10 protein-coding genes are annotated in these 13,794 nt (G+C 74.6%); 1 reads left to right on the top strand and 9 read right to left on the bottom strand.

The window, feature by feature from the left end; translation table 11 throughout:
• Positions 1-49 precede the first annotated feature (49 nt).
• The 6 genes from gnd to AB1207_RS08200 form a co-directional block, all read right to left on the bottom strand.
• The gene (gene gnd, locus AB1207_RS08175; RefSeq protein WP_437178899.1) at positions 50-1,540 is read right to left on the bottom strand and encodes an NADP-dependent phosphogluconate dehydrogenase; all 1,491 of its coding nucleotides are present in this window, start codon (positions 1,538-1,540) and stop codon (positions 50-52) included.
• Complete coding sequence (locus AB1207_RS08180) at positions 1,540-2,871, bottom strand: MFS transporter (protein ID WP_367637515.1); 1,332 nt, start codon at positions 2,869-2,871, stop codon at positions 1,540-1,542. Before AB1207_RS08180 ends, gnd begins: the two co-directional genes overlap by 1 nt.
• Positions 2,868-3,542 (bottom strand): GntR family transcriptional regulator, encoded by a 675-nt coding sequence (locus AB1207_RS08185; protein ID WP_367637516.1) that lies wholly within the window; start codon positions 3,540-3,542, stop codon positions 2,868-2,870. The genes AB1207_RS08180 and AB1207_RS08185 overlap by 4 nt, the downstream gene beginning before the upstream one ends.
• Positions 3,543-3,631: 89 nt before the next feature.
• Positions 3,632-4,285, bottom strand: a complete 654-nt coding sequence (locus AB1207_RS08190) for a UdgX family uracil-DNA binding protein (RefSeq protein WP_367637517.1) — start codon at positions 4,283-4,285, stop codon at positions 3,632-3,634.
• A gap of 19 nt (positions 4,286-4,304) precedes the next feature.
• Positions 4,305-6,515 carry a cell wall-binding repeat-containing protein gene (locus AB1207_RS08195; protein ID WP_367637518.1) on the bottom strand — a complete coding sequence of 737 codons (2,211 nt, stop codon included), beginning with the start codon at positions 6,513-6,515 and terminating at the stop codon, positions 4,305-4,307.
• A 36-nt stretch (positions 6,516-6,551) separates the two neighbouring features.
• The gene (locus AB1207_RS08200; protein ID WP_367637837.1) at positions 6,552-7,562 is read right to left on the bottom strand and encodes a PfkB family carbohydrate kinase; all 1,011 of its coding nucleotides are present in this window, start codon (positions 7,560-7,562) and stop codon (positions 6,552-6,554) included.
• 126 nt (positions 7,563-7,688) lie between these two features.
• On the opposite strand from AB1207_RS08200, the gene AB1207_RS08205 reads away from it, so the two are divergent.
• On the top strand, positions 7,689-8,723 hold the full coding sequence (locus AB1207_RS08205; RefSeq protein WP_367637519.1) for an aldo/keto reductase: 1,035 nt from the start codon (positions 7,689-7,691) through the stop codon (positions 8,721-8,723).
• Positions 8,724-8,740: 17 nt separating this feature from the next.
• On the opposite strand, the gene AB1207_RS08210 is transcribed toward AB1207_RS08205, so the two are convergent.
• From AB1207_RS08210 to AB1207_RS08220, 3 genes are all read right to left on the bottom strand, one after another.
• Positions 8,741-8,932: a hypothetical protein gene (locus AB1207_RS08210; protein ID WP_367637520.1), complete on the bottom strand. Its 192-nt coding sequence runs from the start codon at positions 8,930-8,932 to the stop codon at positions 8,741-8,743.
• Between the two features lie 13 nt (positions 8,933-8,945).
• A complete protein-coding gene (locus AB1207_RS08215) occupies positions 8,946-9,956 on the bottom strand; it encodes a YihY/virulence factor BrkB family protein (protein ID WP_367637521.1) in 1,011 nt (336 codons plus the stop codon).
• Between the two features lie 88 nt (positions 9,957-10,044).
• Positions 10,045-13,788 (bottom strand): ABC transporter ATP-binding protein, encoded by a 3,744-nt coding sequence (locus tag AB1207_RS08220; protein WP_437178886.1) that lies wholly within the window; start codon positions 13,786-13,788, stop codon positions 10,045-10,047.
• Positions 13,789-13,794: the final 6 nt, after the last annotated feature.

The raw sequence follows: 13,794 nt of genomic DNA on the forward strand, positions 1-13,794 counted from the left end.
GGCGGTGACCCCCCGAGGGGTCACCGCCGTCGTCGTGCAGGCGAGGTGCTCAGCCCTGCGACTGCGACCCGTCGCCGGACCACTCCACGTGGAAGGACCCGTCGCGGTCGACGCGCTTGTAGGTGTGCGCCCCGAACAGGTCGCGCAGGCCCTGCACGAGCGCCGCCGAGGAGCGCTCCCGGCGCAGGCCGTCGTAGTACGCCAGCGCCGAGGCGAACCCGGGCGCCGGGATGCCGGCGGTCACCGAGTGCACGACGACGCGACGCCAGGCCTCCTGGCCCTTGGCGACGGCGTCGGCGAAGTACGGGTCCAGCAGCAGCGACGGCAGCTCGGGGTTCTTGGCGTAGGCGTCCTTGATGCGGTCCAGGAACTTGGCGCGGATGATGCAGCCGCCCCGCCAGATGGTCGCCATGGCGCCCGGGTCCACGCCCCAGCCGTACTCCTGGGAACCGGCGCGGATCATGTCGAAGCCCTGCGCGTAGGCGACGACCTTCGAGGCGTACAGCGCCGCACGGACGTCGTCGACGAACTGGTCGGCGTCGGCTTCGGCGACGAATCCGCCGGAGCCCTCGGCGCCACCGGCCGGGCCGGGGAGCACGGGCTGGGCGGCCTTGCGCTGCTCGGCGTGGCCGGACAGCGCGCGGGCGAAGACGGCCTCGGCGATGCCGGAGACGGGCGTGCCCAGGTCGAGCGCGGTCTGCACCGTCCAGCGGCCGGTGCCCTTCTGCTCGGCCTCGTCGAGGATGACGTCGACGAGCGGGACGCCCTCCTGGGTGGGGTCGTCCTTGTCGAGCACGCGCGCGGTGATCTCGATGAGGAAGCTCTCCAGGTCACCGGAGTTCCACGTCGTGAAGACCTCGGCGAGCTGCTTCGGCGTGCGGCCCAGACCGTGGCGGAGCAGGTCGTAGGCCTCGGCGATGAGCTGCATGTCGGCGTACTCGATGCCGTTGTGCACCATCTTGACGAAGTGGCCGGCGCCGTCGGGGCCGACGTGCGTCGAGCAGGGCGTGCCGTCGACCGAGACGGCGATGTCGGCGAGGATCGGGCCGAGCTTCTCGTACGCGTGCTCCGAGCCGCCGGGCATGATCGAGGGCCCCAGCAGGGCGCCCTCCTCGCCGCCGGAGACGCCGACGCCGGCGAAGTGGATGCCCTTCTCGCGCAGCGCGGCCTCGCGGCGGCGGGTGTCGAGGAAGTGGGCGTTGCCGCCGTCGACGAGGATGTCGCCCTCGGACAGCAGCGGGGCGAGCTCGTCGATGACGGCGTCGGTGGGGGCACCGGCCTTGACCATGATGATGATCGTCCGGGGCGAGGACAGGGAGTCGACGAACTCCTGCGTCGTGTACCCGGGGACGAAGGTGCCCTCGTCGCCGAACTCCTCGACCAGGGCCTTCGTCTTGGCGTCCGTGCGGTTGTGCACGGCGGTCACGTAGCCGTGCCGGGCGATGTTGCGGGCCAGGTTGCGGCCCATCACCGCCAGCCCGGTCACACCGATCTGCGCCTGTCCGGCCTGTGCCTGCGTCTGCTCGCTCACCCGCCGCATCATGCCGTGCCCGCCCCGGTGCGGGAACCACGGGCCCGCAGCACGTCGCGGACGCGCGGCACGACGACGCCGTCGCGGGCCATGAGGGCCCGCGTCTGGCGGCGGCTGACGAGGATCCCGGCGACCCCGACCGCCCACAGCGGGAACTGCAGCGCGAAGGCCACCTTGAAGGCGCCGAGGGAGTACGTCCCGGGCGTCCCGGCGCCCTGGGCGTCGAGCAGGACCCCGACGAGCAGGATCAGCACGACCGAGGCCGTGAACCCCATGACGTTGGTCATGCCCGTCGCCCCGCCGAGGCGGTGGGCCGGGTTGGAGGTGCGGGCGTAGTCGAACCCGACCATCGAACCCGGCACGCCGGTCGCGGCGACCACGACGAGGAGCGCGAGCAGGGCCAGCGGCGCCCGCCCGGGCCACAGCAGCACCGCGGCCCAGACGACGGCCTGCGACCCGACGACCGTCAGGACGAGCCAGGACCGTCGCAGGGGGTGCCGCGCGACGAACGCGCCGAACAGCGGACCCGTGCCCGCGGCCGTCACCGTGTAGAGCGTCAGCAGGGCGCTGGCCCCGGCGGGGCTGACCCCCTGGCCGGAGACGAGGAACGGGAAACCCCACAGCGTCGCGAAGGCGTTGCCGGAGAACGGCGTCGCCCAGTGCGACCACAGCCCCAGCCGGGTTCCCGGGTGCCGCAGCGCCGCCCGCAGGTCACCGCCGACCTGCCGCAGGGACCGGGTGACGCGCGGGTCCACCCGGCCCGGCGGCACGTCGCGCAGGACGAGCACGGACAGGACGGTGGCCAGCAGGGTGAAGGAGGCCATCCCGGTGTAGGCGGACGTCCAACCGGGCCCGTGCAGCAGCGCCACGAGCGGGACGAAGCTGAACACCTGGCCCAGCTGCCCGAAGAGGCCGACGAGCTGGGTCATGACGGGCACGCGCTGGGGCGGGAACCAGTTCGTCACCACGCGCAGGACGCTGACGAACGTCGCCGCGTCCCCCGCCCCGACGAGCACGCGCGCCAGCACGGCCTGCCAGGTCTGCGTGCTGAGGGCGAGGACGAGCTGCCCGGCGCCCATCGTGGCGGCGCCCAGGACCACGAGCCGTCGCGGACCCCACCGGTCGATGAGCACGCCGATGGGCACCTGCAGGGCGGCGTAGACGAGGAACTGCAGGACGGCGAAGCTCGACAGCGTCCCGGCCGTGATGTCGTACCGGTGCTGCGCGTCCAGGCCCGCGGCGGCGAGCGAGGTGCGGTTGGCGACCGTGACGACGTAGGCCAGGGCGCCGACGGCGAAGACGAGCCACGCCCCGCGCACGGCAGGCGCGCGGCGGCTCACGCGCGCACCGCCCGCAGCCGGTCCCCGGCGTGGCGCACGTGCTCGCGCACCAGGGCGGTCCACGCGGCCTCGTCGTCGCCGAGCAGCGCCTCGCGCTGGGCCTCGTGGTCGGCGAGCGCCACGGCGGTCCGCTCCGGGGACCCGACGAGGTTCAGGACGCCCATCCGCATCTGCCGGTCGCGGAGCGAGTCGTAGACCCCGGCGAGGACCTCGTTGCCCGCCGCGCGGACGACCTCGGCGTGGAAGGCGCGGTCCGCGGCCATGAAGTCCCACGTCGCGGCGCCGGGCGCGGCCCGGCGCATGGCCAGCAGGTGCGGCGTCAGCCGGTGCACGAGTTCGGAGCGCACGGTCCACGCGCGGCGGGCGGCGTGCACTTCGACGAGCTCGCGGGCCTCCAGGACGTCCTCGACCTCCTGGGGGGAGACCGGCACGACGAGGGCGCCGCGCTTGGGGATGAGGCGGACCAGCCCCTCGGCCTGCAGCCGCAGCAGCCCTTCGCGGACCGGGGTGCGCGAGACGCCGAGCTCGTCGGCGACCTCCCCCTCGGTGAGCAGGTGCCCGCCGGGCAGCGTGCGGTCGAGCACGGCCTGCTTGACGTGCGCGTAGACGCGGTCGGCCGCGGGCGGGGTGCCGGGGACGCGGGCGGGGGCTGAGCTGCGTGCGGTGTCCATCGTGCATCCATGCTAGCTGCATGTCAGGACATGCAAGACGCGCTGAGCGCCGCCCGAGCGGCACGGGGTGAGCCCGTGCCCGGACCCGGTCAGCCCAGGACGGCGGCCGCGGTGCGCAGGTCGGCGACGAGCCCGGCGTAGGCCGCGTCGCGTTCGGTCTCGGGCGTCCGCAGGACGGCGGAGGGGTGGATCGTGCCCATGAACGTCTTCTCGCCCCGCGTGGTCGTCAGCGTGAAGACCTGCCCGCGGTGCTTGGTCACGCGGAAGTCCTTCGGCAGCAACGCCTTGGCCGCCGTCGCTCCGAGGCAGACGATGACGTCGGGGTCGACGACGGCGAGTTCGGCGGCCAGCCACGGCCGGCACGCGGTGACGTGGCCCTGGTCGGGGGTGGCGTGGATGCGCCGGTTCCCCGGCGCGGTCTGCGTGAAGCGGAAGTGCTTGACGGCGTTGGTGACGTAGGTCGTCGACAGGTCGATCCCCGCCTCGGCGACGGCCTTCTGCAGCAACCGCCCGGCGGGCCCGACGAACGGCACCCCGCGCCGGTCCTCCTGGTCGCCCGGCTGCTCCCCGACGAGCGCGAGGCGGCCGTCGGGGGCGCCGGCGGAGAAGACGACCTGGGTCGCGGGCTCCCAGAGCTCGCACCCGCGGCACGTCGGTGCCGCCTGCCGCAGCGCGTCCAGGTCCGCCCCCTCCGGGACGAAGGGGGCGGCCCCTGGACGCTCCTCGTTCACCCGTCCTGTCACACGGCGATCATGCCGCCGCTCACGGCGTCGTGCCCGTCACCGGGGCGGGCACCAGGGCGGCGAAGCTCGCCATCGTGCTCGCGGACAGGGACGGCTCACCACCGAAGACGAGCCCCACCGAGACCGGGCTCACGGCGTTCAGGCCGGCCATCGCCGTCTGCGCGGCCGGGTCGAGCTGCGCCCTGGGGGTCAGCAGCAGCGGGGAGTTCAGCGCTCCGAGGGCGGCTGCCCCGACGAGGGCGTCGGGCCAGTTCTCCCCCGTGGCCAGGCCGGCGGCGACGACCGGGACGCCCGTCCCGCCCTGGAACTGGGCCGCGACGAGCCGGGCCGTGTCGTAGCGGTCGGCCCCCGACAGCGCCTGGGCGACGGCCGCACGGGCGGCGACGGTCGGCAGGTCCGCGGCGGCCACCTCGGCCTGACCGCCCACCGGGACGGTCCGCGCACCCGTCGGGTCGACGGCCTGCAGGTAGGCCCGGGTGACGGCGGGCAGCGCGGTGCCGTCGGTCAGCATGACCACGCCACCGGTGCGGGCCGCGAGCGCGGAGACCGCGAGCCCGTCGGGGAAGTTCTGCCCGTTGACGAGGTACACCGGCCCCGGGGCACCCGCGGACAACTCGGCCACCTCGGTCGCGATGGCGGCGGCCGTCGCGAACCGGTCGGGACCGGCGAGCCGCTCGACCTGGTAACCGCCGGGCAGGGCGGAGACCGACGCGGAGACCTGGGGGGTCAGCGTGGTCTCCCCGCCCAGGACGAAGACGGTGCCGCCCGGGGCGAGCACGCGGCTCACCTCGGCGGCGACGTCGGCCGACAGCGCTCCCGACGGCGTGAGCAGGAGCGGGCCGCCGTTGGCGCTGGCCAGCCGGCCGCCGGCGAGCGCGTCCGCGTACTTCTCCGACGTCGTCAGCACGACCGCGCGCGCGGAGCCGGCCTGCGGGAACAGCTTGCGGGACACGTCGACGGCGGTCCCGACGCGGTCGGCGCCCGCGTAGCGCGCCGTGCCGGCGGGCGGGGTCGCCGCGAGCTGCACCGGGAAGAGGACGAAGGTGACCTCGACCGGGGTGACTCCCGCCGCGCTCGTCGCGGACAGGGTGACGACGCTCGTCCCGGCCACGGTCGGGGTGCCGCCGACCGTCCCGGTGGCCGCGTCGAGGGCGAGGCCGGGCGGCAGCATCCCCGCCGTGACGGCCCACCGCGGGGTGCCGCTGGCGGTGAGCGTCGTGGTGAGCGGCGCCCCGACCGTCCCGACGACCGTGCGGGTCGCGTCGGTGACGGGGGTGGACCCGGCCGCGGCGACGACGACCGTGAGCGGCTTCCGGTCGCTGCCGGCGGAGTTCGTGGCGACGAGCGTCACCGTGCTCGTCCCCGGGACCGTGGGGGTTCCGGTGACGACCCCGGTCGCGGCGTCGATGCGCACGCCGGCGGGCAGGGCGCCCTCGACCGACCACGTGGGCACCGGGACGCCGGTGGCCGTCGCCTCGTAGGCGAAGGGCGTGCCGACGGTCGCGACGAGGGTGGGGGGAGGCGTGATGGACGGGGCCGTGCGGCTCCCCACCACGACGAGGGTGGCGGTCTGGGCGGCGCTGCCGGCGGAGTTGCGCGCGGTCACCGTGAACACGGACGTCCCGATGGCCGACGGAGTGCCGGACAGGACGCCGGTGACGGGGTCCAGCGTCAGGCCCGACGGCAGGGTGCCGCCGACCGACCAGGTCGGCGCCGGGGTCCCGGTGGCGGTGAACTGGTGGCGGTAGGCCGTGCCGAGGACGACGGCGACGGGCGGGGCGGAGGTGATGACGGGGGCCGCACCGGGCGGCGGCGTCGCCGTCCCGGGCAGGACGGTGGCGATGGTGGCGGTCTGGCTGGCCGACCCGGCGCTGTTGGTGGCGGTGACGGTGAACAGGCTCAACGCCACGGTCGAGGTCGGGACGCCCGAGAGCACACCGGTGACGGGATCGAGCGTCAGGCCCGGGGGCAGCGATCCGCGCACGCTCCAGCGCACGGCGGGGTCGCCCGTCGCCGTGAACGTGTGGCTGAACGGGGCTCCGAGGAGAACGACGGACACGGGGGCCGGCGACGTGATCGTGGGCCGGGTCGCGAGAAGCACTGCCCGCGGAGGCGTCTCGGCGGCGGACGCCGGTGCGGCGGCGGCCAGCCCGAGGGGGACGGCGAGGGCGAACGGCAGGGCCGTGGCGAGGACACGGCTCGCCGCGCGGCGGCGGTGAGGTGTGGTCACGTCACCGACGGTATCTAGATATACACGCACTGTCAGCTAGATGCTTCGGGGTCCCCCGTTCGGCAGGTCGTTGCCGACCGCGAGGGTCGCGGTGGCCCGGCGGACTGCCCGGTCCGTCCCGCTCGGGTGGGCCGCGAGGACGCCGTCGAGGAACCCGTACTGCACGACCAGCTGCGCCGTCGCGGACGGCCGCGGCCCCCGTCGCAGGTGCGACCACCAGTCGGCGATGTCCCCCCACCCCGGCGCCGAGAGCGACCCGCCGAACTGCTGCACCGACAACCCCGCGCAGAGATTCGCGAAGGACAGCCGGTCCGCCAGGCCCCAGCCGGCGAGCGTCCCGGTGAGGAACCCGGCCCCGAACACGTCCCCGGCGCCCGTGGCGTCGAGGGCGTCCAGCCGCAGGCCCGGCACGTGGGCCTGCTCCCCCGTCCCCGCGTCGACGGCCAGCGCCCCGTCGGGTCCGCACGTCACGACCGCGACGGGGACCCGTTCGGCGAGGGCCGCGACCGCCGCCGCCGCGTCGTCCGTGCGCGTGTAGCGCATGGCCTCGACGTGGTTGGGCAGGAACGCGTGGCAGTGCTCCAGACCGGCGAGGACGTCGGGGTTCCACTGCGTCGAGGCGTCCCAGCCGACGTCGGCGAAGACGAGGGAACCCTGCTCGCGCGCCCGCAGGACCCACGGCTGCGGGACGGCCGCCAGGTGCACGAGGGCGGCACGCGCCGCGGGCACCTCGGTGGGTTCGTCGACGGGCGCGGGGTGCTCGTGGGTGACCATCGCGCGGTCCCCGCCGTAGGCCAGCGACACCGTGACGGGCGAGTGCCAGTCCTGCACCCGGTAGGACGTCGAGAGGTCGACGCCCTCCTGCTCCCCCAGCGTCCGCCAGCAGAACTCCCCGTACGCGTCGGTGCTGAACGCCGCCGACAACGACGTCGACAACCCCAGCCGCGAGGCCGCCACGGCCATGTTCGCGATGCCGCCCGGGCACGACCCCATGCCCGACGTCCAGACCTCGGTGCCCAGCCGCGGTTCGGAGTCCAGCCCCGTCATGACGATGTCGAGGAACACCGTCCCGCGGACGTGCACGTCGAACGCGGGGACGCCGGCGACGGGATTCGCTTCCACCCCCGCATGGTGTCAGGGGCGCTCGGGCCGGACCAGGGGCAGGATGCGCCCATGGAGTACAGAACCCTGGGCAACAGCGGAACCTCGGTGTCGAACCTCGCGCTCGGCACCATGACCTTCGGCAGCGAGAGCGACCGCGACGTCTCCTTCGAGCAGCTCGACACGTTCCTGGCCGCCGGCGGAACCCTCGTCGACACCGCCGACGTCTACAGCGGCGGTGTCTCCGAGGAGATCATCGGCGCCTGGCTCGCCGACCGTCCGGCCGACGTCACCGAGCGCGTGGTGCTGGCGACCAAGGGCCGGTTCCCCACCTCGCAGGAACCCAACGGCGTCGGCCTGTCCCGCCGGCACCTGACCCGCGCGCTCGACGCGTCGCTGCGCCGTCTCGGCGTCGAGGCCGTCGACCTCTACCAGGTCCACGCGTGGGACCCGTGGACCCCGCTGGAGGAGACCCTGGCGACGCTCGACTCCTTCGTCCGGGCGGGCAAGGTCCACCACGTCGGGTTGTCGAACTTCACCGGGTGGCAACTGCAGAAGGCCGTCGACGTCGCCGACGCCGGCGGGTACTCCCCGCCCGTCACGTTGCAGCCGCAGTACAACCTGCTGGTGCGCGAGATCGAGTGGGAGATCGTCCCCGCGGCGGAGGAGAACGGCCTCGGGCTGCTGCCGTGGTCGCCCTTGGGCGGCGGGTGGTTGTCGGGCAAGTACACCCGGGACACGACGCCGACGGGAGCGACCCGGCTCGGGGAGAACCCCGACCGCGGGGTCGAGGCGTACGCCAAGCGGAACGCGCAGGAACGCACGTGGGCCGTCGTCGACGCCGTCCAGAGCGTCGCGGAACAGCGGGGCGTGCCGATGGCGCAGATCGCCCTGGCGTGGTTGTCGGCGCAACCCGCCGTGAGTTCGGTCATCCTCGGGGCGCGCACGACGCAGCAGCTGACCGAGAACCTCGGAGCGGCGGACCTGGAACTCGAAGCGGCCGAACTCGCGGCCCTGGACGAGGCGAGCGACCCCGAACCCGCCGACTACCCGTACGGCGGGCCGGGGTCGACCCAGCGTTCTCGCAAGCTCACCGGCGGGCGCTGACCCGACGGCCCGGATACCTAGTCGGCCGGCGCCTGCTGCCCCTGCTCCCCGGGGTGGCGGGCGTCGTCCGCTTCGTGCGCCGCGGGGAGGTCCTGCCAGCCCTGGTGGGCCTCCTCGGCGAGTCGCTTCGAGTTCTCGAGGTGTTCCACGGCCGACGCGGGTCCGTCCTGCCCGCCCGCCTCGTCCGTCGATCCCGTCTGCTCGCTCACGTCGTCTCCTCCCTCACCGCTCGCGCGGTTTGTCGTCCGCGGCGACGGCGTCGCGCCGTCCCATCGGTTCGGTCGGGCCGACGGTCGTGTCCTCGTCCGTCTGCTTCTCGGACTCGGCGTTGACCTCGGCACCCAGCAGGATCGCGTAGCTCGTCAGCCACAGCCACATGAGCAGGATGACGACACCGGCCATCGCGCCGTAGTTCTTGGCGTAGGAGGAGTCCCCGGCCACGGTGACGTAGATCGAGAACCCGGCGGAGACGACGAGCCACAGGACGGTCGCGACCCCGGCGCCGACCGACACCCACTTCACCTTCGGGGCGTCGCGGTCCGGCGCCAGGCGGTACACGACGGCGAGGGCCACGACGATGAGGCCGAGCAGCAGGACCCACCGCAGGACGTTGACCACCACGCTGACCGCACCACCGGCGCCGAGCGCGCTGACGAGGACGGGCACCACCCCGATGAACGCGATGGCCAGCAGCATGAAGAGGATCGCGCCGACCGTCAGCAGCAGGGCCGTCCCCTTGCGCTTGACCAAACCCCGGGTCTCCTTCTCGTCGTAGGCGAGGTTCGTGGCCGCCATGAGGTTCTCGACGCCGCTGGAGGCGCTCCACAGGGCCAGCAGGATCGCGACCACCGCGGTGATGCCGGCGGCCGACTTGCCGCCGGCGACCTGACCGACCTGGTCGGTCACCAACGTCCGGGCCGCTTCCGGAATGGCCTCGATCCCGTTGATCTGGTCGACGATCGTCTGGGTGTTCCCGAAGATCCCCCAGACGAGGAACGCCGCGGTCAGCGCCGGGAAGATCGCCAGGAACGCCTTGAACGCCACCCCGGCCGCCAGCAGCGGCACCTGGTCTTCCTTGGCCTCGGCCCACGCCCGCTTGGTCACGGCGAGCCAACCCCTCCGCGGGATCTGCTGCGGCGACTCGGCCCGCTCCCCCCGGTCGCCGTGGTCCCCGTGGTGGACGGAGAGCCGTCCGGAGGTCTCGTCACGCTGCGTCGTCTTGCTCCTGCTCATGGATCACAGCGTGCTCCGGTCCGGCCCCTCCTGCACGCGGACCCGAAAGTGCGGGGCACGCCGTTTCGACGGCCCGCCACGGGGTAGGTCACGCCGTTGCGGCACGACCGGCGACGAACGACGCCCAGAGCGCGGCGTAGACGCCGCCGGCCGCCAGGAGTTCGTCGTGGGCACCCTGTTCCACGACCCGGCCCCGGTCGAGGACGACGATGCGGTCCGCTCGCGCCGCCGTCGACAGCCGGTGGGCGACGACGATCGTGGTGCGCCGGCTCGCCGCGGCGTCGCTGGCCGCGGCGATGGCCGCCTCCGCGGCGGGGTCCAGCGCGGCCGTGGCCTCGTCGAGCAGCAGCACGTCCGGGTCGACGAGTTCGGCGCGGGCCAGGGCGACGAGCTGGCGCTGCCCCGTCGACAGGTTCCGGCCCCGCTCCCCCACGACGAAGCCGTAGCCGCCCGGCAGCGCGGCGATCGCGGCGTCGGCCCCCACCGCGGCCGCGGCGGCCCGCACCTGCTCGGGCGTGGCGTCGGGCCGGGCGTAGGCGATGGCCTCCTCGACGGTCCCGTCGAACAGGTACGCCTCCTGCGGCACGACGCCGAGCCGCTGCCGGTACCCCGCGAGGTCGAGGTCGCGCACGTCGGTGCCGTCGACGAGCACCCGGCCGGCGGTGGGGTCGTAGAACCGCGCCACGAGCTTGACGACCGTCGACTTGCCGGCGCCCGTCTCCCCCACGAGGGCGACGGTCTCCCCGGCGCGCACGTGGAGGTCGACGCCGGCGATCGCGGGCCGCTCGGTGCCCTGGTAGCGGAACTCGACGCCCTCGAGGCGGACGTCGCCGCGCAGCCGCCCGACCGGGGCCGCGCCGGCCACCGCGGGCACGGTCGTCGGCGTGCGCAGGAGGTCGCGGATGCGGCGCAGGCCGACCGCTGCCTGCTGGTACCCGTCGAAGACCTGTGACAACTGCTGCACCGGGGCGAAGAACAGGTCGACGTACAGCAGGAACGCCACGAGCACCCCCACCGCGATCCGGCCGTCGCGGACCATCGCCCCGCCCGCCACGAGGACGAGCGCCGCGGTGGCCTCGTTGAGGAACTGCACGAACGGGAAGTACGTGGCGATGTACCGCTGGGCCCGCAGCCGCGACTGCCGGTAGGCCCACCCCCGCTCGCGGAAGCCCTCGGCGTCCTGGTCGGTGCGGACGAACGCCTGGCTGACGCGCACACCCGCGACGGACTCCTGGAACCGGCTGTTGACGGCGCTGACGCGTTCGCGGGCCTCGACGTAGGCCGGCCGCGACCGCGAGCGGAACAGGAGCGTGGCGACGACGAGCACCGGCAGCACCGCCAGGACGACCACGGCCAGCTCCGGTTCCAGCAGCAACATCGCCACGAAGACGCCGACCAGGGACAGCAGGCTGACGAGGGTCTGCGCGACGCCGCTCTGCAGGAGCTGCGAGAGCGCGTCGACGTCCGTCGTCATCCGCGTCATGATGCGGCCGGCCTGCTCGCGCTCGTAGTAGTCCAGGCCCAGCCGCTGCAGCTGGGCGAACGTCTTGAGCCGCAACGTGAAGAGCAGGCGCTCCCCGGTGCGCCCCGTGACCCGGCCCTGGCCGACGGTGACGAGCCAGTCCAGGGCGACCACGACCGCGGCGATCCCCGAGGCGACGAGCAGCGCCCGCAGGTCCTGCCGGGCCACCCCGTCGTCGAGCCCGGACCGGACGAGCTGGGGCAGCACGAGCTGGGCCAGGGCGTCACCGGCGACCAGGAGCATGCCCGCCACCAGCGCCCACCGGAACGGGCGCAGGAGACGGCCGAGGGAGAACCGCGGGTCCTGCCGCTCGACGTCGGCCACGTCCACGTCGGGTGAGACGTCGAGGGCCGGGAGGGCCGCGATCCGGCGGGCCAGCTCGGGCGCGACGGGCAGACCGCCGGCCGCGGGGGCGGACGTCCTGCCGGCGCCGGCGGACCCGCCCGTGCCCCCGAGGTCCCGACCCGCGGGCCGGTCGGGACGCCGGGGCGCGGGCACCGGTCCCCGCGCCTCGTCGGGACCGGTGTCGAACAGCCGCTGGAACACCGGGCAGCGCGCGGCGAGCTCGGCCTCGGTCCCGCTGTCGACGACCCGGCCGCCGTCGAGGACGACGATCCGGTCGGCCAGCCGCAGCGTGGAGCGGCGGTGGGCCACGAGCAGGACGGTCTGCCCCGCCGGTCGTTGCGTGGCCAGGGCCGACAGGATCCGCTGCTCGACCGTCGGGTCGACGGCCGACGTCGCGTCGTCGAGCACCAGCACGCGGGGGGCGGCGACGAGGGCGCGGGCCAGGCCGATGCGCTGGCGCTGCCCGCCGGACAGCGTCAGCCCCTGCTCGCCGACGAGGGAGTCCCAGCCGTGGTCGAGGTCGTCGACGAAGCCGTCGGCCGCGGCGGTGCGCAGCGCCGCCCGCAGGACCTCCTCGTCCGCGTCGGGCACGGGGTAGGCGACGTTGGCGCGGACGGTGTCGGAGAACAGGAACGTCTCCTCGAAGACCATGCCGACCGCCCGGCGCAGGTCCTGCGGGTCCAGGTCCCGCACGTCGACACCGCCGACCTCGACGCTGCCGGCGTCGACGTCGTGGAAGCGGTCGAGCAGGGCCGTGAGCGTCGACTTGCCCGATCCGGCCGTCCCCACGACCGCCAGCGTCCCGCCGGCGGGGACCTCGAGGTCGACGTCGCGCAGCACGGGGCGGTCGGGCGCGTGCGCGAACCCGACCCCGCGGAAGCGGACGCCCAGCGGGCCGTCGGGCAGCGGGGTGGCGGGCGTGCGCCGCGGCGCGAGCACGGTGGGCCGGGTGTCGACGACCTGCAGCACCCGCTCGACCCCCGCGCGGGCCTGCTGCCCGATCGTCAGCAGACCGGCCAGCTGGCGCACCGGCGAGACCATGCTGCCGAGGTAGGTGGAGAAGGCGAGGAACGTGCCGACCGTCAGGTGCCCGGTGAGGGCGAGCCAGCCACCGAACAGCAGCACCCCGACCTGGCCGAGGGCCGGGACCGCCTGCAGCGCAGGGCCGTAGCGGGAGTTGTAGCGCACGACGCGCATCCGGTCGGTGAACAGCTCACCGACCGTGCGCTCGAGGCGGGCCAGTTCGGCGGCCTCCTGGCCGAACCCCTTGACCACGCGCACCCCCGTGACGGCGGCCTCGACGCGGGCGGCCACCTCGGCCGTGCGGGCCTGCGCGGCGGCGTTGGCGGGGAACAGGTCCCGGCGGCTGCGCCAGGCGATCCAGAACAGGGCCGGACCGGTGGCCAGCGCCACGAGCGTCAGCGGTGGGGACAGCGTCGCCATGACGACGAGCGAGACGACGAACAGGACGGCGTTGCCGGTGACGTTGGGCAACCAGGCCAGCAGGCCCTGGACGAGCTGGACGTCGCTGATCGACCGGCTGACGACCTGACCGGTCGAGAGCGCGTCGAGCTGGCGGCCGTCCATCCGCTGGACGGCGGCGTGGACGTCGTTGCGCAGGTCGTACTGGACGTCGAGGGACAGCCGTCCCGCGGTGTACCGGCGGACGAACCCGAGGGCGTAGACGAGCAGGCCCGCGGCCACGAGGAGCGCCGCCCACGGCCACAGGGAGCCACCCGCTCCCACGGGACGGCCGATGACGTCGTCGACGACGTGGCGCACCACGAGCGGGACGAGGGCGGTGACGACGTAGGACACGACAGCCGCCCCGAAGGAGAGGGCCAGGTCGCGGGGGTGCCGGGCGCAGTACCCGGCCAGCCGCCGCAACCACCCCGTCGGCACTCGATTGCCCTGGGCACGTTCTGACGGCACGGTTGACGACAGTAGCCCCGGGCTGCGACACATGCCCCT

The sequence above is a fragment of the Kineococcus endophyticus genome (genome assembly GCF_040796495.1).
Classification (GTDB): Bacteria; Actinomycetota; Actinomycetes; order Actinomycetales; family Kineococcaceae; genus Kineococcus; species Kineococcus endophyticus.

What these genes read in the sequence shown, in the direction of transcription:
- AB1207_RS08200 (WP_367637837.1), bottom strand. Translation starts at nt 7,562, where the DNA reads ATGACGGGGCTGGACTCCGAACCGCGGCTGGGCACCGAGGTCTGGACG.
- AB1207_RS08185 (WP_367637516.1), bottom strand. Translation starts at nt 3,542, where the DNA reads ATGGACACCGCACGCAGCTCAGCCCCCGCCCGCGTCCCCGGCACCCCG.
- gnd (WP_437178899.1), bottom strand. Translation starts at nt 1,540, where the DNA reads ATGCGGCGGGTGAGCGAGCAGACGCAGGCACAGGCCGGACAGGCGCAG.
- AB1207_RS08215 (WP_367637521.1), bottom strand. Translation starts at nt 9,956, where the DNA reads ATGAGCAGGAGCAAGACGACGCAGCGTGACGAGACCTCCGGACGGCTC.
- AB1207_RS08205 (WP_367637519.1), top strand. Translation starts at nt 7,689, where the DNA reads ATGGAGTACAGAACCCTGGGCAACAGCGGAACCTCGGTGTCGAACCTC.
- AB1207_RS08220 (WP_437178886.1), bottom strand. Translation starts at nt 13,788, where the DNA reads ATGTGTCGCAGCCCGGGGCTACTGTCGTCAACCGTGCCGTCAGAACGT.